Genomic DNA, 24,821 nt, shown 5'->3' with positions numbered 1-24,821 from the left:
CGGCCAAAAAAAGTATCGGGCTTGATACAAAAACTTTTCGCCACGCAAAAAAACAGGCGACTCGAAAGTCGCCTGTTTTTGCAGTGGGGCCGTGCGCGAATCGATCAATCCGCCAGCCAGCCATACTCCCAATACCGCAGGTTATCGCCACGCAACACGTAGTCACGCAACACGACCTCACGCAAATCATCACCCATGCGGTAACTGGCATCCGGATCGGCCAGGTGCATGCGGATCGCTTGCAGCCACTCATCGGCGGTGTTGGTCTTGATCCGCGTGCACGGCAGGTAGCCGCGATAGGCCTCGGTGTCGGTGCAGATCACAGGGTAACCGCAGGCACCATATTCCAGCAGACGCAGGTTGCTCTTGCAGTCGTTAAAGATGTGAAACTCCAGCGGCGCCAACGCAAGATCCAGGTTGAGACTGGCCAGTTTTGCCGGATACACCTCGAGGGGGATTACGCCGTGGAACTCGTGCATGTACGGCAGCAGGTCATCCGGACACATGCCGAAGAACACCCATTCGACTTCATTCGCCAGCTCACGAACCACGTCGGCGATGACCGCCAGATCGCCATGGTGACTGGTGCCTCCGCCCCAGCCCACTCGAGGTTTTTTCGAGGTACGGCGCTGGCTGCGAAGGTTGCTCCACATGTCTTTGGCCAACATGTTCGGCACAACACGAATATCGTGATGCATGTCCGACAGGACGTTGGCGAGCGGCTGAGTGGAGACCACCACACGATCACACAGGCCGATAGCACGTCGTACCATACGCTCCATGTCCTGCTTGCTCGGCATGTTGCGGATGTGCGCGTTGCGATGTGGAACGTCAATCACATAGTCGTCCAGCTCGAAGATTCGCCGCGCATTGAAATACTTCTTCAGTGGTGGAATTTCATCGATGGCGTGTTCCGAGTAGCGTCCTTGCAGCACGATCACGTCAGGCGTCTGGCGCTCGATATCAATGATCGATGGCAAGCCGTAACAAATGCGCCCTTCTACCCTGTTGGCCGCCTTCAGCTCGATCAACGGCTGACTCATGCGGTAATGCCCAATCGCCGAGGCATTGATCGGCACCGCAAGCACATTGGGCAACTGCACTCTGGAGAATGCGCTCCAGCCAGTGCGCAGCCCTGGCTCAAGACTGAAGCAAGTCGCTCCGATACCCTGCAAGGCCAGGTTGACGTTATAAGCCGGGTCACGCGCAATGAGCGGCAGCCAACGTCGATAAAACACTTCCTGTTCCTGGACATGCAGTTGCTCTTCCTGCTCCGTCGCCACACTGGTTGGCCGTTCGCCAATGGCCAGAATGGCGTAAGGGTTCCACACCACCAGATAGCCTTCCTGACCGATCCGCAGGCAGAGATCCGCGACATTGAGCGCTTGTTTCAGATCATGCTCATCCAGCCCCCCAAGCGCCTCGAAGAGCGATTTGCGGATCATCAGACAATCGCCACCCACAGCGCTCAGGTCTTGCACCGCTTGCAGACGGAACATATAGCCGTCGGACTGTGCAGGCTGACCGTAAAACGGAAGACCGACAGGCCCTTGCAAGCCAAGAATCAGGCCGGCATGCAACACGCAACCGTCCGGGTTGAACAGTTTGGCTCCGACCACACCCACTTCCGGGCGCTGTGCATGGTTGACCAGTTCGTCCAGCCAGTCAGCCTGGGTAATCACCACAAAGGAGTTGAGCATCAACACATACTCACCGCGCGCCTGCGCCACCGAGAAATTGTGCAATGCAGCGAAATTACTCGTTTGTGAGCAGGTGATTACGCGAATCCGGTCGCTGCCCAGCTGCGCCATGCCTTCCAGCCATGCCAGTGCTTCAGCGCTTTTGCTGCCGTTGTCGACCAACAGCAATTCGTACTCGGTGTAAGCAGTTTTTTCCAGTAGCGTCTCGACACAGCGCTGCAAAGCGGCTGTCTGGTCCTGCGTCACAACGATGATCGACACCAACGGGCGTCGGGCATGTTGATAGTCGATACGATTGAGCAACTCGCGGCTGCCTCGGCGAATACCGTGTGCGACCTCCAAACGCTGCAAATGCGCTTCGAGCACCCGTGGGTTTTGCTCCACGACGCCTGGTTCGGCAAGCCATTTGGACAGGTCGTGCCTGGACTCCAGTAAAACTTCCGCGACATGGCCGATAGCCTGCGTCCCGTCGCTCTCGACCATGCGCCACAGCACGTCATGCGCTGCCAGCTCGGCAAAGTCCGGCTCAAACCCGCCCAGCTCAAGAAAACGTTCGCGCTTGAACGCCAGAGCACGCCCGACGTAAGGGTAGCTGCGCATGAGATCGATGTTGAAATCCGGTTTGAAAGCCGGCTCTACCGACTCACCACCGCGCAAACTGCCCTCATCGCTGTACAGGCAGGTGAAAGTGTTCGAGTGCGCGATCCGCTCTGCCATTATCAACAGCGCTGGCGCTACCAGACAATCACCGGCCTGCAACAGGTAGAACCAGTCGGCGCCTTCCAGCTGCGGCAGCAACGCATTGATCTGCTCCAGCCCGTCCCCTTGCAACGGCATGCGAAATACACGCCCGTCCAGCTCGGCTTCGGCACAGGACTCCGATAGCACCAGAATCAATTCTGGCGGGTAATCCTGAGCACCGAGCGCCTCCAACGTGCGTTCGAGACCGTTACGGTTGCCCCGACCATCAATGATGACCGGCACGATCCGGGGCTGATGCGGCCAGTTGGAAATCGTTTCCGGCAGATATTTTCGCTGCTCGTCGGTGAGCACCCGACACGCCAGCCACTGCGCATAGAGTTCGGTGAAACTGAAACTGTCGGCGCCGACACTCCACTCCTGACGGCTCTGTTTGGTACCGAGAGTACGGCTCAAAGGCAGCTCCTCCCAGACTCGCGGCGACTCATCGGCCTTGGTCAACTGGACGTAGCGAACCCATCCGGATGCAGGTGCCGCCTCGCCGCTGCGGGCCTTGAGCATTTGCGAAATCCATTCGCGCTCAACCTCTACCGCATCCTTCATGGGTTGTTGTGCGCTCAAGCGCTCTGCGTAAAGTCGCTCGACGCTGAGCACATTGTTGGACAGCGCCAGATTGCCGCGCCGCAGCAGGCAGACGTACAACGCGAAATCCAGGGTTGCGACAAAGCAGTAACCTTCCTGGGTCAGCGCCGGCAAGAGCTCCACAACATCCGCACGGCGGAACAAGGCGCTGCTGAACCCGCCCAGAACGTTGACCGGGAATTTTTCGAATATCCCCAGCAGATCATCGCCCTTGAGCAAGCCGCTGAAAGGTGTCAACGAAGTATTTTCCAGACGCGAAGGCAGGATGATTTCGCCCGCATCCCACAGAAGTCGCTGGGCCACTACCAGACTGACTTCGTCGCGCAACAGTTCATGGGCTTGTTGTTCGACACAGGTGGAATAGAGAAGATCGTCGTCACACAGAAACTTGATGAACTCACCCTGCGCCTGATCGAGGCAGACCTTCAGGTTGCCGACCATGCCCAACGTGCGTGGATTGCGCACGTAGCTCACGGCAAAACCCGTGCCCTCGACCACCTTGGCAACGATGTCTTCGATCTCGTTGCCGCGACTGTCATCACACACAATGATTTCGAGATTGCCGTAGCTCTGACCGACGGCACTGCGCAATGCCCGTTCGAAGAAACGTGGACTGAAGGCGGGAATGGCAATACTGACGAGAGGGAGTGAATTCACGGCGGGCTCACAGGCGGTACGAGCCCGCTCCTGAAAGCGAGCCCTGAAAACCGCAAAAAACATTAACTAAGGGGACACGGCAAAACGGGCGTTTGCACACCCGTTGACCATCAGATCTTGTTGAACAGACCCAACTGGCTGATTTTGCTGAAGGCCAGTTGCGCTGCCTGCAGCATGGTTTGCTGCAACGTCAGGCGGGTCATGACTTCGGCCGGATCCGAGTCGCGAATCGAACCCTGGGTCGTAGTGTTCGCGGTGCTCAGGCTCTGGTTGGTCACGGTTTGCATATCCAGCGACTGACCACGCGCACCGATTGCAGTAACCGCAGCACCAATCTGATTATTAGCGCTGTCGATGTTGCCAAGACCGGCCTCCATCGCGCCCTGGAATTTCTGCTTGGCCACGTCATCGCCATCGATTGGCGTGTTCATCGCAGTGATCATCTGGCCCAGGGTGTCGAGGATATTCTGGGTCTGATGATTGTTCGGCTGGATCGAGAACTGATCACCCGCTGCCGGTGCGCTGCCTAACGCGAAGGTCACACCTGCAGCGGTTGCGTTGCCCCCGGCCACCGTGCCGGACGACACAGGCTTGCTGTCAGCGGTAACAGGTGCAGCGTACAGATCGAACGCCGTGGCGCTGGTGAACTTGAGGACCGCGCCACCTTGCGGGAAGGCATTGTTATACGCCGCCTGGTCGGTGATGCTGGAACCGGTGATCACCGCGGTAGACGGGTTGCCCGGACTGCGCGTGGTGGTGAACGAGTCAGGCGTGGAAGCCAACTGGAAACTGTGCCCGGCAATGACCGCGTCAGGGTTAGTGTCACCCGCCTTCAGGTTAATGTTCAGCTTCATGTCGACACCACGGAAGCTGACCGTCTGGTTGGCGCCGCTGCTGTTGCTGACAACACCGTTCTTGCTGGCCTCGGCGGTAACGTCGTTGCCCAGGGCATCGGTGATTTTCAGCTGAGTACTGCTGACGAAGCTGACGGTGTAAGGCTGGCCAGCGGTGAACTTGGCGTCATAGGTGGCTGCGGTGCCAACCGTACCGTTGGACAGCACCACACGACCGTCATCCACCGCCGGAGCAGTCATGGTGGTGTTGGTGCGACCGGTATTGATGGTCTGCTGGAAAGCATCCCAACCCGTGGTGTTGGTGCCGACGGTCATGCCGTCGCCGATGCCCAGGTTGATGGTGGTCTGGTCACCGTTGTAAGAAAAGGTGCCGTCGGCATTCTGCGAGTACGGCGCGGTGTCGGTCTTCGAACCGGAGAACAGGTAGTTGCCGTTGGCATCCTTGGAGTTCATCAGGCCCAGCACTGTTTGCTGAATCTGTCCCAGCTCCTGAGCGTAGGCCTGGCGATCCTTGTCGGTGGCCGTGCCGTTGTTGGCGGCCAGAGACAATTCCTTGGCACGTTGCAGTGCCGTGGTGATGGAGTCCAGCGTGGTTTCCTGTACGGACAACCCGCTCTTGGTGCTGCTGATATTGGTGTTGTACTGATCCAGCATCGCCGCCTGCTGGCCCAGTTGCAGCAAACGACCGGCACCGATCGGATCATCAGCGGCGGTGTTGATGCGCTGCAGGCTGCTGGCCTCGCTCGCGGTGGCAACGGCCTTGTTGAAGTTACGCTGATAGTCAGCCGCTTGGGTGCCGTAATACTGGGCGGTGGAAAGGCGCATGAATTACGACTCCTTAAAGGCTGTTGATCAACGTAGAGAATGTTTCCTGCGCCGCCTTGATGATCTGCGACGAGGCGGTGTAGTACTGCTGGTATTTGACCAGGTTGCCGGTTTCTTCATCCAGGTTGACCCCGGACAGCGAATCGCGTGCGCCCTGGGCCTGATCCAGAATCTGCGAAGTGGCCGTGGCGTCGGATTTGCCTTGCGCCGCTTTGGTACCGACGTTGGTCACCAGCTTGTTGTAGGCGTCGGTGAGACTGATGCCCTTGCTCGCCGAACCGGTGTCGACGGTTTGCTTGGTTTGCAGAGCCACCAGCGCTTGCGCGTTGCGGTTGTCGGACGAGGCGGCACCGGTAAGGTTCATGGTGAAGGTTTCGCCGGACTTCGGCGTGCCACCGACCGTGGTCTGTACGGTGAAGGTTTTCTGCACGTTCGGCGTGACGGTGGTGTCCATCACCGGGTTGCCGCTGGCGTCGACGATGCCCACTTTCAGGTTGAGCGTGTTCGATTGGCCGGGAACGATGGTGCCAGTGCCGATGGTCGCGCCCTTGGCATCGACCAGGTTGTACGACTGGCTGCCGCCGCTCGCGTCACCGAACACCAGTTTGACCGGCGTCGAATTCTTCAGCGCCGCCTGCATGTCGGCCTGGGCAGTCGGGTTGTAGATATTGATCGTGTCGCTGAGCGTCGGCTGGGTGTAAGTGCCCAAGCCGTTGGCGCTGGCCGAGCCGGTCAATGGGCCGGCGGCGGCAATTTTCTTCGGATCGGTGAGCACCGTCTGGATGCTCGCCGCCGCGTTACGGGTCGGGGTGACCTTGAAGGTGTCACCGGCGCTCAGCGCACCGCCATTGAGCGACAGGCTGAAGCCGTCGATCACCGGAGGCGGGTTGGTGGTCGTACTGAACGAACCGAGGTCGGTACCGTCGGAGCGCTTGACCGAGTAGTCGGTGGCGCTGGTGAAGGTGACCTGATAATCGCTGGTGGTCAGCTTGCCGGTGTCCTTGATAGTCACATCGAGGTTGCCCGAACCTGCGCTGTTGCCCGACTGCGCGATGCTGCGCTGACTGACCAGCGCGGCACTGTTGATGTTGTTGAACAGTGCTGCGCCGAAGTCACCGTTCTTATCGATGCCCTGGGCTTGCTGGCTGTTGATCTGATCGGCGACGACCAGCGCTACACGCCCCAGCTCATTGAGCGAAGGGTCGAGGACGTCGCTGCGATAGGTCAGCAGGCCACCGATTTCGCCACCGGTCATCGCCGAAGTGACGTCAATGGTGCTCGAACCGCGGTCCATCTGGATCGCCATGCGCGACGGATCGTCTTTGCTTGGCACGGTGCTCAGGGTGTTGGTGGTGTTGCCGATCACCAGTGGCTGACCACTGCCGATGTACACGTCGAAGCTGGTACCGCGCTCGACGACCTGCGCACCGGTCAGCTCGGACAGCTGACGCACGGCTTCGTTACGGCTGTCGAGCAGATCGTTCGGGGCACCGCCACTGGTGGAAATCTCACCGATCTTCTGGTTCAGATTGGCAATCGAGGTCGCCAGTTTGTTCACCTGGGCCGTCATGTCGCCCAGGCTGCCGTTGATGCTGGTGTTCTGGTCGTTCAGCTGTTTGGCGATGGTGTTGAAGCGACTGGTCAGCGCCTGTGCGCCGGTCAGCACCGACTGACGGGAGGTGTCATCGGTCGCCGACGTCGCGACGCCCTGCATCGAGGTGAAGAACTTCTGCAACACGCCGGTCAGGCCGGTGTTGGTGTCGGACAACGTGGCGTCCAGGGGCGTGGCCTGGGCCAAGTACGACGCCGCTTCGCTGTTGAGCGAAGTCGCGGTGTGCAATTGCGATTCCAGGTAGGAGTTGTAGACCCGGCGCACGTCAGCCAGGGTTGTGCCCGTGCCGATGAAAACGGTGCCGTACTGCTGCGAGGCCTTGGTGCCCTGCACGGTTTGCTGGCGTGAATAACCGGCGGTGTCGACGTTGGCAATGTTGTTGCCTGTCGTAGCCAAAGAGGCCTGGCTCGACGCCAGACCCGACATCCCGATATTGAGCAAACTCATGGTTCAGACCTTATACCTTGTGCCTTAAAAAGGCTGGGTGGAAACGCCCGCCGCAGCGTAGTTTTCAAAACTGTTCATCTGCTTGGCTATCTGCGAAATCTTCGTCGCGTAGTTCGGGTCGGTCGCGTAACCGGCCTTTTGCAACTCGCGTACAAACTGTTCTGGGTTATCGGCCGACTTCACCACATCTTGATAGCGATTGTTGGTCTGCAGCAAAGTCACCAGATCGTGGAAACTGTCCTTGTACGAGGCATAGGAACGGAACTGCGCCGTCTCCTTGACCATCTGCCCGTTGCGGAACTCGCTGGTGATTGCCCGGGCCGAATCGCCGGTCCAGTTGCTGCTGGCCTTGATCCCGAACAGGTTGTGACTGCTGCTGCCATCCTGGGCGCGCATCACCGATTTGCCCCAGCCGGTTTCCAGCGCGGCCTGCGCCACCAGGTAGCGCGGATCGACGCCAATACGCGCGGCGGCTTCTTTGGCCATCGGCAGCATGGTGTTGACGAATTCGTCGGCGGAGCTGAAGGCGCGCTTGGCCGGTGCCAGCGGAATCTGCGCCATTGCCCGGCCGTAAATCTGCATCTGCCCGCCGGACGCCTTGGCGTCTTCGGCACGGCTCAGCCAGTCGCCGTTGTACAGTGGGCCGGCGCCGGTGGCGGCCGTGCTCGCGGTGCGTTGCGGCAACGCATTGGCGGCAGTCGGCGTAGCGGAAGGCACCAGACCGGCGAGCAAACGATCAGCCAGTTTCGGCGGCAGAGCCAGACGACGCTTGTTGATCATTTCCATGTCGTTGGCGTGGGCCAATTGAGTGTTCGGCGCATGCAACGAACGCGAGGCCCACAACGGGCGCTCGCCATTGAGCCGTGACAGCGGGCCGGTGCCGGTGGTGCCGGCAGCAATCGGCGTCTGCACCGCAGCGGCTTTCGCCGCTTCCTGCTTGGCAGCGGACGCGGCCGCAGCCTCACCCGGCGCCATTGGCTTGTTCTTCGACATCTGCTTCATCAGCACGTCGGCCAGACCGATACCACCGCCCTCACGGGACAGCGACACCGCCAGTTGCTGGTCGTACATTTCCTGATATTGCTTGGCCGCCGGGGTGTTCATCGGGTTGTCTTTACCCAACGCCTCAGTGGCCGAACGCATCGACTTGAGCATTTCGCCGAGGAACAGCGATTCGAATTCCTGCGCCACTTTGCGCATGTTCGCATCGCTGTTCTTGTCGCCGACCTTGAGCTGGTTCAGACGATTGAGGTCGGAGTACGAACCCGAATCGCCAGTGCCCGCCAGACTGCCTTTGCGCATATCCATGGTCGCCGTCCTCAGATCACGATCAGGTCGGCTTGCAACGCACCGGCCTGCTTCAGTGCTTCAAGGATTGCCATCAGGTCACCCGGTGCCGCGCCAACCTGGTTTACCGCACGCACGATTTCGTCGAGGGTGGTACCCGGGCCGAATTTGAACATCGGCTTGGCTTCTTGCTGGGCGTTGACCCGCGAGCGCGGCACAACGGCCGTCTGCCCATTGGACAATGGGCCCGGCTGGCTGACGATCGGGTCTTCGGTGATGGTCACGGTCAGGCTGCCGTGGGTCACGGCGGCCGGCGAGACTTTCACGTTCTGGCCGATGACGATGGTGCCGGTACGCGAGTTGATGATGACTTTCGCCACCGCCTGACCCGGGTCGACTTCGAGGTTTTCGAGGATCGACAGGTAGTCGACGCGCTGGCTCGGATCGAGCGGCGCCGTCACACGAATCGAACCGCCGTCGATGGCTTGCGCCACGCCAGGGCCGAGCATGTCGTTGATCTTGTCGACGATGCGCTTGGCGGTGGTGAAGTCGGAACGGTTGAGGTTCAGCGTCAGGCTGTTGCCCTGGTTGAAACCGCTCGGCACCGAACGCTCCACCGACGCACCGCCCGGGATGCGACCGGCCGACGGAACGTTGACGGTGATCTTCGAACCGTCGCGACCTTCAGCATCGAAACCGCCGACCACCAGGTTGCCCTGAGCGATGGCGTAGACGTTACCGTCGATACCCTTGAGCGGGGTCAGCAACAGGGTGCCGCCGCGCAGGCTCTTGGAGTTACCGATGGAAGACACGGTGATGTCGACCTGCTGCCCCGGTTTGGCGAACGCCGGCAGATCGGCACTCACCGACACCGCCGCGACGTTTTTCAACTGCACGTTGCCCGATCCCGGCGGCACCTTGATGCCGAACTGCGAGAGCATGTTGTTGAAGGTCTGCAGGGTGAACGGGGTTTGCGTCGTCTGGTCGCCGGTGCCGTTAAGCCCGACCACCAGGCCGTAACCGATCAATTGGTTGGAGCGCACGCCGGAAATGCTGGCGATATCTTTCAGCCGCTCGGCGTGGGCACCAAAGGCTGCGGACATCAATGCCGCAGCCAGCATCAGGTGTTTGAAGTTCAAAGTCGCCACCTAGAAAGGGAACAGCGGGCTGAGGAAGAAACGGTCGAACCAGCCTGGCTGACTCGCATCGGCAAACGAACCGGTGCCCGAGTAGGTGATGCGCGCATCGGCGACACGGGTCGACGACACGGTGTTGTCGGTGGCGATGTCATCGGCACGCACAAGACCGGCGATCCGCACCAGCTCGTCGCCGGTGTTGAGGGTCATCCACTTCTCGCCGCGCACGGCGATGATGCCGTTGGGCAGCACGTCGGCCACGGTCACGGTGATCGAACCGGTCAGGGTGTTGCCCTGCGCCGCCTTGCTGTCACCCTTGGTTGCACGGTCGCCGCTGTAGCCGACATCCAGACTCAGGTCATTGCCACCCAACGGGTTGTTGGTGGTGCCACTGCCGCCGAACAGCGAGGTCAGGCCGATGCCGGTCTTGCTGTTCTTGGCCACTTGGGAGTTGGCGTTCTTGCTGGCCTGAGTCTTCTCGTTCAGGGTGATGGTGATGATGTCACCGACCCGGAACGCCTTGCGGTCGCTGTACAGGTTCTGCTCGAAGCCGGCCTGATAGATCGAGCCGTTGTTGGCTGCAGCCGGCAACGGCGTACGCGGCAATACCGGGGCGTAGTAAGGGTCATTGGGCTTTGGCGGCGGAGCGACGCAGCCCGCGAGCGAGACGACCCCACCCAATGCCAGAACAGATACGAAGCGTTTCATGACCCTTACCTCACGGTGTTGCAGGCGGCCTCATGGCCGCCTCATAGACTGATTACAGATTCTGCGTTACGAACGAGAGCATCTGGTCGGCGGTGGAGATCACTTTGGAGTTCATCTCGTAAGCGCGCTGAGTGGTGATCATGTTGACCATCTCTTCAACGGTGCTGACGTTGGAACCTTCCAGGGTGTTCTGCAGCGTGGTACCGAAACCGTTCAGGCCCGGGGTGCCGATTTGCGGCGCGCCGGAAGCAGCGGTTTCGAGGAACAGGTTGTTGCCCACTGCTTGCAGACCGGCCGGGTTGATGAAGTCGGCGGTTTGCAGGTTGCCGATCACCTGAGCGGCCGGGTTGCCTGGCACTGTGATCGACACGGTGCCGTCGGTGCCGACGGTGAAGCTCTGCGCGTTGTTCGGGATGACGATGGCCGGCTCCAGGGCGAAACCGCTGGCGTTGACGATCTGGCCGTTGGAGTCGAGGTGGAAAGTACCGTCACGGGTGTAGGACGTGGTGCCGTCCGGCTGCAGGATCTGGAAGAAACCGCGACCGTCGATGGCCATGTCCAGCGGCTGCTCGGTGGTTTGCAGGCTGCCGGCGGTGAAGTTTTTCTGCGTGCCGACGATGCGCACACCGGTACCCAGTTGCAGACCCGACGGCAGTTCGCTGTCCTGGGTCGACTGGGCGCCTGGCTGACGCTTGATCTGATACAGCAGGTCCTGGAATTCGGCGCGGTCACGTTTGAAACCCGTGGTCGAGACGTTCGCCAGGTTGTTGGAAATGGTGGTCAGGTTGGTGTCCTGGGCGGACAGACCGGTTTTGGCAACCCATAGAGCCGGAAGCATTCGATTCTCCTCGTGCGCCTGTTTTACGGCGCGACGTTCTGATAATTAGCTGATCTGCAAGACCCGAGCCATGGCCTGGTCGTCGTCTTTGGCGGTGTTCATCATCTTGACGTGCAACTCGAACTGCTTGGCCAGGGCCAGCACCGAGGTCATTTCTTCCACGGCATTGACGTTGCTCGACTCAAGGAAACCCGACACCAGTTTGACGTTGGCATCGGCCGGCGCAGGCTGGCCGTCTTTGGTGTAGATCGAACCGTCGAGGCCCTTGTTGAGGTTCTTGATGTCCGGGTTGACCAGTTTGATCCGATCGACTTCCGCCATGACGCGCGGGCCTTCGCCCATCGCACGAATACTGATGGTGCCGTCTTCACCGACTTCGACCTGCTGCTCCGGCGGCACGGCGATCGGACCGCCGTTGCCCAATACCGGCATGCCGTTGCCGGCGCGCAATACGCCGAGGGCGTCGATGTTGAGGCTGCCGGTGCGCACGTAGCTTTCGCCGCCGTTGGGGTTCTGCACGGCAATAAAACCGTTGCCGGTCACGGCGACGTCAAGGTCACGCCCGGTCTGCACCAGCGAACCGGCGGTGAAGTCGGTGGCGGGCCGCTCGCTCATGGCAAACGCACGCGCCGGAAAGCTGTCACCGAACACCGGCATCGAACGCGCCTGCTCCAGGTCGCGCTGAAAACCATTGGTGGAGATGTTCGCCAGGTTGTTGGCATGCGCCTTTTGCGCCAGTGCATTCTGACTGGCGCCGGTCATTGCCACATAAAGGTACTTGTCCACACTCTTTCCTCTGCATGCCGGACGTTTGCCGCCCACCGCTGTACTGCTGAGCCATAAGCAATTTGCAGACCAACTTTTTTCTGGCGGCTTGCGGCCCGGTAAACAAAGGACTTGAGGGGGTTTGCGGGGAAATCGGAAATGTATCGAAGTCGAAAAACCGGCGGTGTTATGCCGCTAGGCGGCAATCCCGATTGTTGCAGATGGAAATAAAACCTGTGGCGAGGGGATTTATCCCCGATGGGGGGCGAAGCCGCCCCGCTTTTCTTTCAGGACGACCTCATTTACAGGTTTTGCGACTGCTGCGCAGCCGATCGAGGATAAATCCCCTCACCACAAAAGCTCTTCTCACCACAGTGTTGCTGTCAACTCTCGGGGTCTTTACCGACTTCGTACTCACGCAGCTTGTTGGCAATGGTCGTATGCGAAACCCCCAACCGCTTGCCCAGTTGCCGACTGCTCGGGTGTTCGGAATACAGGCGTTCCAGCACCGCTTTCTCGAAGCGTCCGACGATCTCGTCCAGCCCGCCCTCCAGCGAGAAATCGCCAAGCGGCTGACGCACGCCGTAATCCGGCAGGCGAATGTGTTCGACCTTGACCGTGCCGCCCTCGCACAGCGAAACCGCCTGAAACAGCACGTTTTCCAGCTGCCGCACGTTGCCCGGCCAGTGGTAATGACTGAGCCGATCCATCGCCGCCGGCGCCAGTTTCGGCAGCGAACAGCCGATCTGCCGACTGGCCTGATCGAGGAAGTGCTCGACCAACGGGGTCAGACCGTCGAGGCATTCGCGCAGCGGCGGGATGTGCAGCGAAAGCACGTTCAAGCGGTGATACAGATCCTGACGAAACTCGCCGCGCGCGCACAGCTCGGACAAGTCGACCTGGGTCGCGCAGATCACTCGCACGTCCAGATACACCTCTTCGTCGCTGCCGACCCGGCGGAAGCAGCCGTCCTGCAGAAAGCGCAGCAGCTTCACCTGCAAGCGCGGGCTCATTTCCCCGACGCCATCGAGGAACAGCGTACCGCCCGCCGTCAGCTCCAACAGGCCGAGCTTGCCTTCGGCGCGCGCACCTTCGAACGCGCCGGGGCCATAGCCGAACAGCTCGGTCTCGGCCATCGACTCCGGCAGCCCGGCGCAATTGAGCGCCATCAGCGGCGACTGCCCGCGCGGGCTGGCGAGGTGACAGGCACGGGCCAGCAACTCTTTACCGGTGCCGGTTTCGCCTTCTATCAATAGCGGCGCATCCAGCGGCGCCATGCGCCGCGCCTCACGCACGACAGCGGCCATCACTTTCGAGCTCTGGAAGATACTGTCGAAGCCGCGCAGTTCCTGCTTGCGCACGTTATAGATACGCTCACCAACGCGGTCGGCGCGGTGCAAGGTCAGCACCGCACCGGCCATGGCTTCACTGTCGTCGTGCTCCGATTGCAGCGGCGCGATGTCGGCGAGAAAGATGTCGCCCTTGACCTTGACACGCATGCCGTTGATTCGCGACTTGTTGGCACGCACCAGTTCCGGCAAATCGAAATCCTCGGCATAGCGCGACAGCGGAATCCCCGGCACCTCGTCCACCCGCACCCCGAGCAACTGCGCCGCCGCGCGGTTGGCGGCGACGATCGAGCCGCCCATGTCGATCGATAGCACCGGGAATTCCAGCGCGCCGAGCAACGCGTTCAACTCCATGTGCCGACGCTCGCTGGGCATCAGCCCGACGCGCTTGACCCCAAACACCCCGGCAATCGCCTCGAACTTCGGCCGCAGCGCCTGGAACTGGATGTTGATCAGGTTCGGACAATGCAGATAGATCGCGTTCCCATGCTCGCCGCCGACCTCGCCGCGTGCAACGTTGATCCCGTACTCCACCAGCAGGTTGAGGATGTCGCGCAGGATGCCGATGCGGTTCTGGCAGTGGACTTTGATACGCATAAAAAGAGGCCCGACAAGGATGAGGGGTTGAACACAATCCCTGTGGGAGCGGCCTTGCTCGCGAAGACGGTGTGTCAGTCGCCATTCATTCAGCTGACACACCGCTTTCGCGAGCAAGCCCGCTCCCACAAGAGATTTGCGCTGCGGTTTGGCCTGACTTTTCTGTCGAGGCGCGCAGATAGTTGTCAAGATTATGTGACAGCCACGACCCTTTTCAAACCTGCAAATCACCGCAAATGCGAGATACCGGCCAAAGCGTAACGATTTTTTTACGAAATACGGCGAATTTTCCTACATAGAGACCGCTCAACCTGCTGCATCCAACCCCGCACTCGGGTAATCCTGAGCCCATCGCTGGACATAACAAGAACGAATTCCCCTAGCAGGAGAGCAGTATGAAGCAGACGCAGTACGTGGCCCGCGAGCCCGATGCGCAAGGTTTTATCGACTACCCCGCCGAAGAACACGCGGTGTGGAACACGCTGATCACTCGCCAGCTGAAAGTGATCGAGGGTCGGGCGTGCCAGGAGTACCTGGACGGTATCGAAAAACTCGGTCTGCCCCACGACCGCATTCCGCAGCTGGGCGAGATCAACAAGGTGCTCGGTGAGACCACCGGTTGGCAGGTTGCCCGCGTCCCGGCACTGATCCCCTTCCAGACCTTCTTCGAATTGCTCGCCAGCAAACAGTTTCCGGTGGCCACGTTCATTCGCACCCGCGAAGAACTGGACTACCTGCAAGAGCCGGACATTTTTCACGAGATCTTCGGTCACTGCCCGCTGCTGACCAACCCATGGTTCGCCGAATTCACCCACACCTACGGCAAGCTCGGCCTGCAGGCCACCAAGGAAGAGCGCGTATATCTGGCGCGTCTGTACTGGATGACCATCGAGTTCGGCCTGGTCGACACCCCGCAAGGCAAACGCATCTACGGCGGCGGCATCCTGTCCTCGCCAAAAGAAACCGTTTACTCGCTGTCGGACGAACCCGAACATCAAGCCTTCGATCCGCTGGAAGCGATGCGCACGCCGTATCGCATCGATATTTTGCAGCCGCTGTACTTTGTCTTGCCGAACCTCAAGCGCCTGTTCGACGTCGCCCATGAAGACATCATGGCCATGGTCAAGCAAGGCATGCAGCAGGGGTTGCATGCTCCGAAGTTTCCGCCAAAACCGAAAGCCGCGTGATCCGCGTCTTTTGCTGACAATTGAGTCTGTCAGTCGCCGTCACTTTGGTTTAGCGTGACGGCATTGACGGGCCGATAGCTTCTATAAAAAAAACACACTCGATTTCAGGAATCACACCATGTCCACTTTGAACCAAGCCCACTGCGAAGCGTGCCGTGCCGATGCGCCACAAGTCAGCGACGAAGAACTGCCGATCCTGATCAAGCAGATCCCGGACTGGAACATCGAAGTTCGCGACAGCATCATGCAGCTGGAGAAGGTCTTCCTGTTCAAGAACTTCAAGCATGCGCTGGCGTTCACCAACGCCGTCGGCGAGATCTCCGAGGCCGAAGGTCACCACCCGGGCCTGCTGACCGAGTGGGGCAAAGTCACCGTGACCTGGTGGAGCCACTCGATCAAGGGGCTGCACCGCAACGACTTCATCATGGCCGCACGCACTGACGAAGTGGCCAAGACCGCAGAAGGACGCAAGTAATGCACTTTGACGCCATCGGCCGGGTACCCGGCGACCCGATCCTCGGTTTGATGGAGGCCTATGCGCAGGACACTAACCCGCGCAAGTTCGACTTAGGCGTTGGCGTCTACAAGGATGCCCAGGGCCTGACGCCGATCCCCGAAGCGGTGAAAATCGCCGAGGCGCGACTGGTCGAAAGCCAGGACACCAAGACCTACATCGGTGGTCACGGCAACCCGCTGTTCGGCAAAGTCATCAATGAGCTGGTGCTCGGCGCCGACTCGAAGCTGATCGCCGAACAGCGCGCCGGCGCCACCCAGACCCCGGGCGGCACCGGCGCGCTGCGTCTGGCGGCCGACTTCATCGCCCAGTGCCTGCCGGGCAAGGGCGTATGGCTGAGCAACCCGACCTGGCCGATCCACGAAACGATCTTCGCGGCGGCCGGGGTCAAGGTCAGTCACTACCCGTACGTGGGCAGCGACAACCGCCTCGACGTCGATGCGATGCTCGCCGTGCTCAACGAAGTGCCGTACGGCGACGTGGTGCTGCTGCATGCGTGCTGCCACAACCCGACCGGTTTCGACCTGAATCATGACGACTGGCAGCGCGTGCTCGACGTGGTGCGCCGCCGTGACCTGCTGCCGCTGATCGACTTTGCCTACCAGGGCTTTGGCGATGGTCTGGAGCAGGACGCGTGGTCGACCCGGTTGTTCGCCGCCGAGGTTCCCGAGCTGCTGATCACCAGTTCCTGCTCGAAGAACTTCGGCCTGTACCGCGACCGCACTGGTGCATTGATTGTCTGTGCAAAAACCGCCGACAAACTGATCGACATCCGCAGCCAACTGGCCAACATCGCCCGCAACCTGTGGTCGACCCCACCGGATCACGGTGCGGCAGTGGTCGCGACCATCCTCGCCGACCCGGAGCTGAAAAGCCGCTGGGCCGATGAAGTGGAAGCCATGCGCTTGCGCATCGCTCAGTTGCGCAGCGGTCTGGTCGAAGCACTGGAACCGCACGGCCTGCGAGAGCGCTTTGCGCACATTGGCGTGCAGCGCGGAATGTTCTCCTACACCGGCCTGTCGCCGGAGCAGGTCAAACAACTGCGTGAGCATCACAGCGTGTACATGGTCAGCTCGGGCCGGGCCAACGTCGCCGGGATCGATGCCACGCGCCTGGCGCTGCTGGCACAAGCCATCGCCGACGTCAGCAAGTAGATCCAGCTACACAAACCCCTGTGGGAGCGAGCTTGCTCGCGAATACGGAGTGTCATTCGACAGATATGTTGACTGATACACCGATTTCGCGAGCAAGCTCGCTCCCACAGTTGTTTTTGCGCGCCCTGCGGCCATCTGTCGCATTATTTTGAATTAAAAGTCTGATTGTCATTTTTCCTGCTGTATCCTGCGCAGGCTTTCAAGAAGCGCGGATCTACCAGATCTATCAACAGACTTAGCGAGGAGCGCAACCATGCACGAGATTCCTAATCTCCCCTTCCCAAGCCTGCACGTACCTGAGCAGACGACCACGCAACAAGCCGGCGCCCAACAGCCCGAGCCGAAAGAAGCCGTTGAGAGCCGCCAGGCCGACAGCGAAGAGTAAAACCCGCCGTACAGACCGTGTGGAAAGCGCTAAGATGCGCTTTCCACACTGCCTGAAACCGAGCCCGCCATGACCGACGAATTCTCTGAAAGCCAAGCTGCCGTCCTGATCGGCGCCACCGAGAAAATGATCGAGATCTGGAACCGCCTCTCCCCGGAAAAACAGGCCGCCCTGCTCGCCCGTTTCGGCAGCGAAGAAAACGCCCTCGCTGCACTGGTCACTACACAACTGGTCGCCCCGGCCAAACCCTGAAGCCACCCTCCCGGCAAATAGTTTTACTTTTCCCCGCCCCTGACTCGTTCGCGCCGGTATCATAAGCAGCCTATCTAATCCTGCTTTGCCGTGGATCGTTACTCATGTCGTCCTCTATGTCAGAACCCCAGCGTCCCCTGGCGGTCACGCTGCAAGTCGTTTCCATCGTTCTCTTCACCTTCATCGGCTACCTGAACATCGGCATTCCGCTCGCAGTGTTGCCGGGTTACGTCCACAGCGACCTGGGCTTCGGCGCGGTGATCGCGGGGCTGGTGATCAGCGTGCAATACCTCGCCACCCTGCTCAGCCGTCCATACGCCGGCAAGATCATCGACAACCAGGGCAGCAAACGTGCGGTGATGTATGGCCTCGCCGGCTGCGGCTTGAGCGGTGTGTTCATGCTGATTTCGGCGTGGACACCCCACCTGCCGATGCTCAGTCTGATCAGCCTGTTGATCGGCCGACTGGTGTTGGGCAGCGCGGAAAGTCTGGTCGGCTCCGGTTCGATCGGCTGGGGCATCGGTCGCGTCGGTGCGGCGAACACCGCCAAAGTGATCTCGTGGAATGGCATCGCCAGTTACGGCGCACTGGCGGTCGGCGCGCCGTTCGGCGTGTGGCTGGTCGGCCAGTTGGGGCTGTGGAGCATGGGTGTCAGCATCATCCTGCTGGCGGCACTGGGCCTGCTGTTGGCGTGGCCGAAAACCGCTGCGCCGATTGTCGCCGGTGAGCGTCTGCCGTTCATGCATGTGCTCGGTCGCGTGTTCCCGCACGGCTGCGGTCTGGCGCTGGGCTCGATCGGGTTCGGCACCATCGCCACCTTCATTACCCTGTATTACGCCACCCGGCACTGGGACAACGCGGTGTTGTGCCTGAGCCTGTTCGGCGCCAGCTTCATCGGTGCGCGACTGCTGTTCGGCAACCTGATCAACCGTCTCGGCGGCTTCCGTGTGGCGATTGCCTGCCTGTCGGTGGAAACCCTCGGCCTGTTGCTGCTGTGGCTGGCACCGGATGCACATTGGGCGCTGGCCGGGGCGGCGTTGAGCGGCTTCGGTTTCTCACTGGTGTTCCCGGCGCTGGGCGTGGAAGCGGTGAATCTGGTGCCAGCCTCCAGCCGTGGTGCGGCGGTCGGGGCCTATTCGCTGTTTATCGACTTGTCACTGGGGATCACCGGGCCACTGGCCGGGGCGATTGCCGCGGGCTTCGGTTTTGCTTCGATCTTTCTGTTTGCCGCCATTGCCGCGCTGAGCGGTCTGGCGCTGAGCGTGTACCTGTACAAGCACACGGCGAAGTACCGCGAAGACTAGAAATCCACCTTGCCACGCCCGGCCTTGATGCTGCCGCGCTTGGTCTTGGATTCGAGCCGGCGCTTCTTCGAGCCAAGGGTCGGCTTGGTCGGGCGGCGCTTCTTTTCGACCTTGGTGGCGCTGAGGATCAGTTCGGTCAGACGCTCCAGCGCATCGGCACGGTTGGCTTCCTGCGTACGGTATTGCTGAGCCTTAATGATCAGCACGCCATCACTGGTGATGCGACTGTCACGCAGCGCCAGCAGCCGCTCCTTGTAGAACTCGGGCAAGGACGAGGCTGGAATGTCGAAACGCAGGTGCACGGCACTGGAGACCTTGTTGACGTTCTGCCCACCGGCGCCTTGCGCGCGGATGGCCGTCAGTTCGATCTCGGCATCCGGCAGATGCACGTTGTTGGAAATCACCAGCATGGAAAAGCGTCCGTAATCAGAGGGTGCAGGATACGCCATCAACCCTGTAGGAGCTGCCGAAGGCTGTGATCTTTTGATCTTGATCTTTAAAACAGATCAAAAGATCGCAGCCTTCGGCAGCTCCTACAGGGGCAACAAAAAACCCGGCACATTGGCCGGGTTTGTCGTTTTTGCGTCAGCGCTTACTTCGAAGCACTGGCCGCGTGCAGCGCCTGCTGCGCACCGCGCTTGTTCTTGATCACGTAGCAGACCCACATGAACACGACCCACACCGGAATCGCGTACACCGAGATCTGGATGCCCGGGATCAGCAGCATCACGCCAAGGATGAACGCGACGAACGCCAGGCAGACATAGTTGCCGTATGGATACCACAGCGCCTTGAACAGTGGCGTCTGCTGCGTCTTGTTCATGTGCTGGCGGAACTTGAAGTGCGAGAAACTGATCATCGCCCAGTTGATCACCAGGGTTGCAACCACCAGCGACATCAGCAGTTCCAGCGCCTGTTGCGGGATCAGGTAGTTGAGCAACACCGCCACCAGAGTGACCGCAGCTGAAGCCAGGATCGAACGCACCGGCACGCCGCGCTTGTCGATCTTCGCCAGGCCTTTCGGCGCATCGCCCTGCTCGGCCATGCCCAGGAGCATGCGGCTGTTGCAGTAGGTGCCGCTGTTGTACACCGACAGCGCCGCGGTCAGCACCACAAAGTTAAGGATGTGCGCGGCGGTGTTGCTGCCGAGCATCGAGAACACCTGCACGAACGGGCTGCCGCTGTAGGAGTCGCCAGACGCATTGAGGGTCGCCAGCAGGCTGTCCCATGGAGTCAGCGAGAGCAGGATCACCAGTGCACCGATGTAGAAAATCAGGATGCGGTAGATCACCTGATTGATCGCTTTCGGGATCACGGTTTTCGGCTTGTCCGCTTCAGCGGCGGTGAAACCGAGCATTTCCAGACCGCCGAAGGAGAACATGATGATCGCCATCGCCATCACCAGACCACTGACGCCATTGGGGAAGAACCCGCCGTGCGACCACAGGTTGCTGACCGAGGCCTGCGGGCCGCCATGGCCACTGACCAGCAGGTAGCTGCCCAGCGCGATCATGCCGACGATCGCCACGACCTTGATGATCGCGAACCAGAATTCAGCTTCACCGAAGACCTTGACGTTGGCCAGGTTGATCGCATTGATCAGCACGAAGAATGCAGCGGCGGTGACCCAGGTCGGGATGTCCGGCGCCCAGTAGTGGATGTACTTGCCAACTGCCGTCAGCTCCGACATGCCCACCAGAATGTACAGAATCCAGCAGTTCCAGCCCGACAGGAAACCGGCGAAGCCGCCCCAGTACTTGTGCGCAAAATGACTGAAGGAACCGGCCACCGGCTCTTCGACGATCATCTCGCCGAGCTGGCGCATGATCATGAAGGCGATGAAGCCGCAGATGGCGTAGCCGAGGATCATCGACGGGCCGGCGGATTTCAGGACCCCGGCCGAGCCGAGGAACAATCCGGTACCGATCGCGCCACCGAGGGCGATCAGTTGAATGTGGCGATTTTTCAGGCCGCGTTTCAGCTCGCCTGATTGCGAGGGTTGTCCACTCATGAAAAAGGTCTCACGCAAGGTTTGATGATGTTCAGTAGACGTTGCTGCAAGGTTGCGATTTCAGGCAGCCTCGATCAAACCCCAGCGCAGGCACCAGGAGTTCAGCTTATTTACAACGGTCATGCGTCACCTGTTTGTTTTTATCTGTGACGAAATCGAACCCGACACGCTTGTGGCGCGGCGGAGTGAACAAGGCGGATGGCCTTGAGGTTTGCGCGATTACGCAGAGGGTCACAGTTAAAACGCGGCGCATTGTACACCGCTAACCCCCTGCTGCCAGACCCCGCTGGATCAGCGTGGCGCTTGCCGGGATTGCGTGGGTCCGCCTCGAGAGACTCGGGCGGCTGCAAAAATTGAGTCAGGCCTTTGCAGGCCATCGACGGGGACGAGCGAAAAACCGCCCCACGGAGAGAAGTGAAGATCAATCACGGCGTTCATTGCGCCTCCTTCTTGTTATGCACCTGCACGACAGGCATGAGGCGCATCTCACCCTGCAAACGATGCTGAAACAAGCGCGCCAGAGCCTTGCGCGATGCCTTTGTGGCCGGGCTTCGGCAGGTTTTCCTTACAGCGTCGGCAAGGGGGTAAATCCACTGGGCTTTACCGGAGTTTTCGTAAACTTTTCTTTACGATGCGTAACGCAGATTTTCCATTTCGGAAAATTCTGTAGGACGTCTGCAAATTGACGGTAGCAAGCTTGCTAATGAAAGTTGCCGCTTAGTTTTTTGTTTTCAAATAAGAAAACCGTCGTTTAAAAACAGAATAAAAAGTTTATTTAAATTTTAAATAAATAATTTTTTGCATTACAAAACACCCTGAACTAGGTTCTTCACGTCTTGCCGGCCAACTCGACCGGCCAGTCACAACCGTGAAAGTCATCTAGGAGATCGACCATGCAAGCACTGGAAAAAGACTTGGATACCGAACTGCAACTGGACGAATGGTTTGAAGCACCGACCCATGAGGCGGCCGTGGAAATGATGCAAGCCGACGCGGTGGTTCCGTTCGGCACGGCGATGTGGCCTCTGTAAGACATCCCGGGCAGGCACGATCCGGCCGGTCGTGCCTGCCGCTTTCTTCACGGTCAGTCAGGGAGGACTCATGGATAAGCCCCGCGCGATCTCGCATTTCCTTTACTACCTCGAACATCACCCTGCCCTTGCCGGTCTCGACTCGGCGAAGGTACTGCTCGGCCACACCGCCGATTACGAAGCCCTGACCGGCGCCATCGCCGAACAGGCCGGCGACCACCCGAAATTCAACTTCAGCGCGCGCCGCCTGGATCTGGAATCCACCGCCACGCTGACTGCAGCTATCGCCGACAGCGATCTGTACATTTTCTTCTACGACTCTTCCACCCTGCCCAACCCGCGCCCCGACGGCCCGGAGTTCGTGCGCGCCCTGCAAGGCGTGATGGCGGAAAACTGGAAGAAATCGCTGCTGTTCAAGGATTACGGCGACTATTTCTACGACACCTTCAGCGTCACCCCGCAGCGTATCGCCGGGCTCAACAGCCACTTGATCCAGCGCATGTCCCAGGCCACCACGCTGAGCTTCACCGATGAGCATGGCTCGCGGTTCGAAACGCCGCTGAGCAGCATCAAGAAGTGGACCGACATCAACGGCGTCGGCAACTTCGACCTGGCCCCCGGCGAAATCGCCACCCACAGCGAAGCCATCAATGGTCATGTGAAATTCAAGGGCACGTTCCTCAGCACCATCCCGTTTGCGCGCAAGTACGGCGTGCTGGAGTCGCCGCTGGAACTGTGGATCGAGAACTCGACCATCAGCCGCATCGCCAGCGATGTGCCGGGGTTGGAGCATGATTTCAACAAGTACCTGGATGCCAACCCGTCGAACCGGCGCATCGAGGAGTTGGGCATCGGTACCAATGAAGGGGTGAAAGATCTGTATGCGCGCAATGCCGGTTTCGAGGAACGCCATTGCGGCCTGCACCTGGGCCTCGGCGGTGGGGCCAAGGGCAGTCATCATCTGGACCTGATTTTCTCGGGCGGGGTGTTGGCGCTGGATGACAAGCCGGTGTTTGATGGGCGGTTTGTGTTCTAGCCTGATTTTTCTTTATTGAAGCCACTGGCCTCTTCGCGAGCAAGCCCGCTCCCACAGTAGGATTTGTGTACGACGCAGATCCACTGTGGGAGCGGGCTTGCCCGCGAAGAGGCCCGCTCAGACGCTACATACCTTCCGCCAGACGAAAAAAAACGCCAACCCTGCGGTTGGCGTTTTTCATTCAGACGCTAAAGCCCGATCACTCCGGCTTCTTGCGACCGAAACCCGGACGCTGACCGGAACCGGCCGGAGCACCACGACGCTTGCCCGACGGCTTGTCGCCGTCGACCAGCTTGATCCCCGGACGCTTCGGCGCAGGCTTGGCCGGACGCTTGTTGGTGGTGTCGGCAGGACGATCAGCGACCGGCGTACCACGGCCGGCCGGCGCACGACCTTCGCCACGCTCGGTGCGACCGTTAGCCGGACGCGGTGCGCGCTCGCCATCACGGGCCACTGGCTTGCGCCCCGGACGCTCGCCTTCGATCTGCGGCTCGCGGCTCGGACGCGGACCGGTCGGCGCGCCAGCGGCTGGGCGCAGGGTACGCACGCGCTCGGTCTTGGCCATCGGCCGCGACGATTTGCGCTGCATACGCTCCAGCTTGTCCTTGCTCTTGGCGTTGAGTTGCGGCATCGCCACCGGAGTCAGACCGACTTCAGCGCTGAGCACATCGACTTCGTACTGGCTCATTTCGCGCCAGCGGCCCATCGGCAGGTCGGAGTTGAGGAACACCGGACCGAAACGCACGCGCTTCAGGCGGCTGACCACCAGGCCCTGGGATTCCCACAGACGACGAACCTCACGGTTACGGCCTTCCATCACCACGCAGTGATACCAGTGGTTGAAGCCTTCGCCGCCCGGTGCCTGTTGAATATCGGTAAACCGCGCCGGGCCGTCTTCCAGCACCACGCCCGCCTTCAGGCGCTCGATCATTTCGTCGTCGACTTCACCGCGTACGCGCACGGCGTACTCACGGTCCATCTCGTAGGACGGGTGCATCAGACGGTTGGCCAGCTCACCATCGGTGGTGAACATCAGCAGACCGGTGGTGTTGATGTCGAGACGACCGATGTTGATCCAGCGGCCTTCTTTCGGACGCGGCAGCTTGTCGAACACGGTCGGACGGCCTTCCGGGTCGTCACGGGTGCAGATCTCGCCATCGGGCTTGTTGTACATGATCACGCGGCGCACCGACTCGGCAGCCTCTTCGCGCTTGATCACCTTGCCATCGATGGTGATGGCGTCGTGCATGTCGACGCGCAGGCCGAGGGTGGCGTCTTTGCCATTGACCTTGATCCGGCCCTGGCTGATCCAGGCTTCGACGTCACGGCGCGAGCCGACGCCGATACGGGCGAGGACTTTCTGCAGTTTTTCGCCTGCTGGGCCGATTTCCTGGTCGTCTTGCTGATTGATGTCACTCATCTGGGCACCTCCCGGTGTGGTCTGTTCAGGCGGCGCCTGAAGCATTGAAATCTGGTTTTCGGGCGAAGGGATCGCCGAAGGGTCGCGAATCATACGCGGATGTGCGCCATCGCGCATCAGAGACTAGCTGATGGTTTGCTACTTATTTCTTTTTCCGCCGACCGGCGCCACCGAGTTTGATCAGGCGCAGCGCGGCTTCGGCCAGTACCGTGCGTTTGTCGTCCTTGTCGAGTTTCTTCCAGGCACGAATCTCGCGCTTGCTGCGGCCACAGCCGAGGCAGATGTCGTCGGTGAATTTGCAGAGGCTGATGCAGGGGTCTTTGGTGGAACTCATCGAATACTCCAGAACGACACTTGACCCTGTGGGAGCGGGGTTGGGGGGGGGGGGGGAGGGGGGGGGGAGGAGGGGGA

At 60.3% G+C, this 24,821-nt stretch carries 21 protein-coding genes; 8 read left to right on the top strand and 13 right to left on the bottom strand.

The window, feature by feature from the left end; translation table 11 throughout:
- Positions 1-104: 104 nt before the first annotated feature.
- The 9 genes from AC27VU_RS17705 to AC27VU_RS17665 form a co-directional block, all read right to left on the bottom strand.
- Positions 105-3,698 (bottom strand): glycosyltransferase, encoded by a 3,594-nt coding sequence (locus AC27VU_RS17705; RefSeq protein ID WP_488724553.1) that lies wholly within the window; start codon positions 3,696-3,698, stop codon positions 105-107.
- Positions 3,699-3,808: 110 nt separating this feature from the next.
- On the bottom strand, positions 3,809-5,377 hold the full coding sequence (locus tag AC27VU_RS17700) for a flagellar hook-associated protein 3 (protein WP_262142303.1): 1,569 nt from the start codon (positions 5,375-5,377) through the stop codon (positions 3,809-3,811).
- 13 nt (positions 5,378-5,390) lie between these two features.
- Positions 5,391-7,436: a flagellar hook-associated protein FlgK gene (gene flgK, locus AC27VU_RS17695; protein WP_400508669.1), complete on the bottom strand. Its 2,046-nt coding sequence runs from the start codon at positions 7,434-7,436 to the stop codon at positions 5,391-5,393.
- A 24-nt stretch (positions 7,437-7,460) separates the two neighbouring features.
- The gene (gene flgJ, locus AC27VU_RS17690) at positions 7,461-8,744 is read right to left on the bottom strand and encodes a flagellar assembly peptidoglycan hydrolase FlgJ (protein ID WP_488724552.1); all 1,284 of its coding nucleotides are present in this window, start codon (positions 8,742-8,744) and stop codon (positions 7,461-7,463) included.
- Between the two features lie 11 nt (positions 8,745-8,755).
- Positions 8,756-9,844: a flagellar basal body P-ring protein FlgI gene (locus AC27VU_RS17685; protein ID WP_080593281.1), complete on the bottom strand. Its 1,089-nt coding sequence runs from the start codon at positions 9,842-9,844 to the stop codon at positions 8,756-8,758.
- 27 nt (positions 9,845-9,871) lie between these two features.
- Positions 9,872-10,567 (bottom strand): flagellar basal body L-ring protein FlgH, encoded by a 696-nt coding sequence (gene flgH, locus AC27VU_RS17680; RefSeq protein ID WP_103521185.1) that lies wholly within the window; start codon positions 10,565-10,567, stop codon positions 9,872-9,874.
- 52 nt (positions 10,568-10,619) lie between these two features.
- Positions 10,620-11,405 (bottom strand): flagellar basal-body rod protein FlgG, encoded by a 786-nt coding sequence (gene flgG / locus AC27VU_RS17675; protein ID WP_003222804.1) that lies wholly within the window; start codon positions 11,403-11,405, stop codon positions 10,620-10,622.
- A 45-nt stretch (positions 11,406-11,450) separates the two neighbouring features.
- Complete coding sequence (locus AC27VU_RS17670; RefSeq protein ID WP_007965507.1) at positions 11,451-12,191, bottom strand: flagellar basal body rod protein FlgF; 741 nt, start codon at positions 12,189-12,191, stop codon at positions 11,451-11,453.
- A gap of 362 nt (positions 12,192-12,553) precedes the next feature.
- Positions 12,554-14,116 carry a sigma-54-dependent phenylalanine hydroxylase transcriptional regulator PhhR gene (locus AC27VU_RS17665; RefSeq protein ID WP_027613959.1) on the bottom strand — a complete coding sequence of 521 codons (1,563 nt, stop codon included), beginning with the start codon at positions 14,114-14,116 and terminating at the stop codon, positions 12,554-12,556.
- A 395-nt stretch (positions 14,117-14,511) separates the two neighbouring features.
- Here AC27VU_RS17665 and phhA point away from each other — a divergent pair, with 395 nt between their 5' ends.
- The 6 genes from phhA to AC27VU_RS17635 all read left to right on the top strand — a co-directional run bounded on the left by phhA (position 14,512) and on the right by AC27VU_RS17635 (position 18,912).
- A complete protein-coding gene (phhA, locus tag AC27VU_RS17660; protein ID WP_488724551.1) occupies positions 14,512-15,303 on the top strand; it encodes a phenylalanine 4-monooxygenase in 792 nt (263 codons plus the stop codon).
- Between the two features lie 118 nt (positions 15,304-15,421).
- Positions 15,422-15,778: a 4a-hydroxytetrahydrobiopterin dehydratase gene (locus tag AC27VU_RS17655; protein ID WP_003222798.1), complete on the top strand. Its 357-nt coding sequence runs from the start codon at positions 15,422-15,424 to the stop codon at positions 15,776-15,778.
- Positions 15,778-16,971: an amino acid aminotransferase gene (locus tag AC27VU_RS17650; RefSeq protein ID WP_262142306.1), complete on the top strand. Its 1,194-nt coding sequence runs from the start codon at positions 15,778-15,780 to the stop codon at positions 16,969-16,971. Before AC27VU_RS17655 ends, AC27VU_RS17650 begins: the two co-directional genes overlap by 1 nt.
- Positions 16,972-17,224: 253 nt before the next feature.
- Positions 17,225-17,356 (top strand): hypothetical protein, encoded by a 132-nt coding sequence (locus AC27VU_RS17645; protein WP_256214475.1) that lies wholly within the window; start codon positions 17,225-17,227, stop codon positions 17,354-17,356.
- Between the two features lie 69 nt (positions 17,357-17,425).
- Positions 17,426-17,608, top strand: coding sequence for a hypothetical protein (locus AC27VU_RS17640; RefSeq protein WP_003222790.1), 183 nt, complete (start codon positions 17,426-17,428; stop codon positions 17,606-17,608).
- Between the two features lie 116 nt (positions 17,609-17,724).
- Positions 17,725-18,912, top strand: a complete 1,188-nt coding sequence (locus AC27VU_RS17635) for an MFS transporter (RefSeq protein WP_198286795.1) — start codon at positions 17,725-17,727, stop codon at positions 18,910-18,912.
- Here the strand turns inward: AC27VU_RS17635 and arfB are convergent.
- Together arfB and AC27VU_RS17625 are read right to left on the bottom strand one after the other, a co-directional pair.
- Positions 18,909-19,322, bottom strand: a complete 414-nt coding sequence (gene arfB, locus AC27VU_RS17630; RefSeq protein ID WP_003222786.1) for an alternative ribosome rescue aminoacyl-tRNA hydrolase ArfB — start codon at positions 19,320-19,322, stop codon at positions 18,909-18,911. The two genes, AC27VU_RS17635 and arfB, sit on opposite strands and share 4 nt — an antisense overlap.
- 182 nt (positions 19,323-19,504) lie before the next feature.
- Positions 19,505-20,923, bottom strand: coding sequence for an amino acid permease (locus tag AC27VU_RS17625; RefSeq protein WP_103483896.1), 1,419 nt, complete (start codon positions 20,921-20,923; stop codon positions 19,505-19,507).
- 893 nt (positions 20,924-21,816) lie between these two features.
- On the opposite strand from AC27VU_RS17625, the gene AC27VU_RS17620 reads away from it, so the two are divergent.
- Positions 21,817-21,954: a hypothetical protein gene (locus AC27VU_RS17620; protein WP_003222780.1), complete on the top strand. Its 138-nt coding sequence runs from the start codon at positions 21,817-21,819 to the stop codon at positions 21,952-21,954.
- A gap of 70 nt (positions 21,955-22,024) precedes the next feature.
- The gene (locus AC27VU_RS17615; protein WP_488724550.1) at positions 22,025-22,990 is read left to right on the top strand and encodes a M29 family metallopeptidase; all 966 of its coding nucleotides are present in this window, start codon (positions 22,025-22,027) and stop codon (positions 22,988-22,990) included.
- A gap of 199 nt (positions 22,991-23,189) precedes the next feature.
- Here the strand turns inward: AC27VU_RS17615 and rluB are convergent, their stop codons facing one another.
- On the bottom strand, positions 23,190-24,410 hold the full coding sequence (gene rluB / locus AC27VU_RS17610; protein ID WP_095139335.1) for a 23S rRNA pseudouridine(2605) synthase RluB: 1,221 nt from the start codon (positions 24,408-24,410) through the stop codon (positions 23,190-23,192).
- 142 nt (positions 24,411-24,552) lie between these two features.
- On the bottom strand, positions 24,553-24,744 hold the full coding sequence (locus AC27VU_RS17605) for a DUF1289 domain-containing protein (protein WP_003222773.1): 192 nt from the start codon (positions 24,742-24,744) through the stop codon (positions 24,553-24,555).
- Positions 24,745-24,821: the final 77 nt, after the last annotated feature.

The sequence above is a fragment of the Pseudomonas sp. 14P5.3.2 genome, from assembly GCF_057799175.1.
The sequence above is the reverse complement of the archived record's forward strand: the minus strand, read 5'-3'. Positions and strand labels throughout refer to the sequence as shown.

Excerpts from the sequence above, each read along its gene's own strand:
- phhA (WP_488724551.1), top strand. The coding sequence starts at position 14,512 with ATGAAGCAGACGCAGTACGTGGCCCGCGAGCCCGATGCGCAAGGTTTT.
- AC27VU_RS17665 (WP_027613959.1), bottom strand. The coding sequence starts at position 14,116 with ATGCGTATCAAAGTCCACTGCCAGAACCGCATCGGCATCCTGCGCGAC.
- AC27VU_RS17655 (WP_003222798.1), top strand. The coding sequence starts at position 15,422 with ATGTCCACTTTGAACCAAGCCCACTGCGAAGCGTGCCGTGCCGATGCG.
- AC27VU_RS17645 (WP_256214475.1), top strand. The coding sequence starts at position 17,225 with ATGCACGAGATTCCTAATCTCCCCTTCCCAAGCCTGCACGTACCTGAG.
- flgJ (WP_488724552.1), bottom strand. The coding sequence starts at position 8,744 with ATGGATATGCGCAAAGGCAGTCTGGCGGGCACTGGCGATTCGGGTTCG.
- AC27VU_RS17640 (WP_003222790.1), top strand. The coding sequence starts at position 17,426 with ATGACCGACGAATTCTCTGAAAGCCAAGCTGCCGTCCTGATCGGCGCC.
- AC27VU_RS17685 (WP_080593281.1), bottom strand. The coding sequence starts at position 9,844 with ATGCTGGCTGCGGCATTGATGTCCGCAGCCTTTGGTGCCCACGCCGAG.
- rluB (WP_095139335.1), bottom strand. The coding sequence starts at position 24,410 with ATGAGTGACATCAATCAGCAAGACGACCAGGAAATCGGCCCAGCAGGC.
- flgK (WP_400508669.1), bottom strand. The coding sequence starts at position 7,436 with ATGAGTTTGCTCAATATCGGGATGTCGGGTCTGGCGTCGAGCCAGGCC.
- flgG (WP_003222804.1), bottom strand. The coding sequence starts at position 11,405 with ATGCTTCCGGCTCTATGGGTTGCCAAAACCGGTCTGTCCGCCCAGGAC.
- AC27VU_RS17615 (WP_488724550.1), top strand. The coding sequence starts at position 22,025 with ATGGATAAGCCCCGCGCGATCTCGCATTTCCTTTACTACCTCGAACAT.
- arfB (WP_003222786.1), bottom strand. The coding sequence starts at position 19,322 with ATGCTGGTGATTTCCAACAACGTGCATCTGCCGGATGCCGAGATCGAA.
- AC27VU_RS17700 (WP_262142303.1), bottom strand. The coding sequence starts at position 5,377 with ATGCGCCTTTCCACCGCCCAGTATTACGGCACCCAAGCGGCTGACTAT.
- AC27VU_RS17625 (WP_103483896.1), bottom strand. The coding sequence starts at position 20,923 with ATGAGTGGACAACCCTCGCAATCAGGCGAGCTGAAACGCGGCCTGAAA.
- AC27VU_RS17635 (WP_198286795.1), top strand. The coding sequence starts at position 17,725 with ATGTCAGAACCCCAGCGTCCCCTGGCGGTCACGCTGCAAGTCGTTTCC.
- AC27VU_RS17620 (WP_003222780.1), top strand. The coding sequence starts at position 21,817 with ATGCAAGCACTGGAAAAAGACTTGGATACCGAACTGCAACTGGACGAA.
- AC27VU_RS17605 (WP_003222773.1), bottom strand. The coding sequence starts at position 24,744 with ATGAGTTCCACCAAAGACCCCTGCATCAGCCTCTGCAAATTCACCGAC.
- AC27VU_RS17650 (WP_262142306.1), top strand. The coding sequence starts at position 15,778 with ATGCACTTTGACGCCATCGGCCGGGTACCCGGCGACCCGATCCTCGGT.
- flgH (WP_103521185.1), bottom strand. The coding sequence starts at position 10,567 with ATGAAACGCTTCGTATCTGTTCTGGCATTGGGTGGGGTCGTCTCGCTC.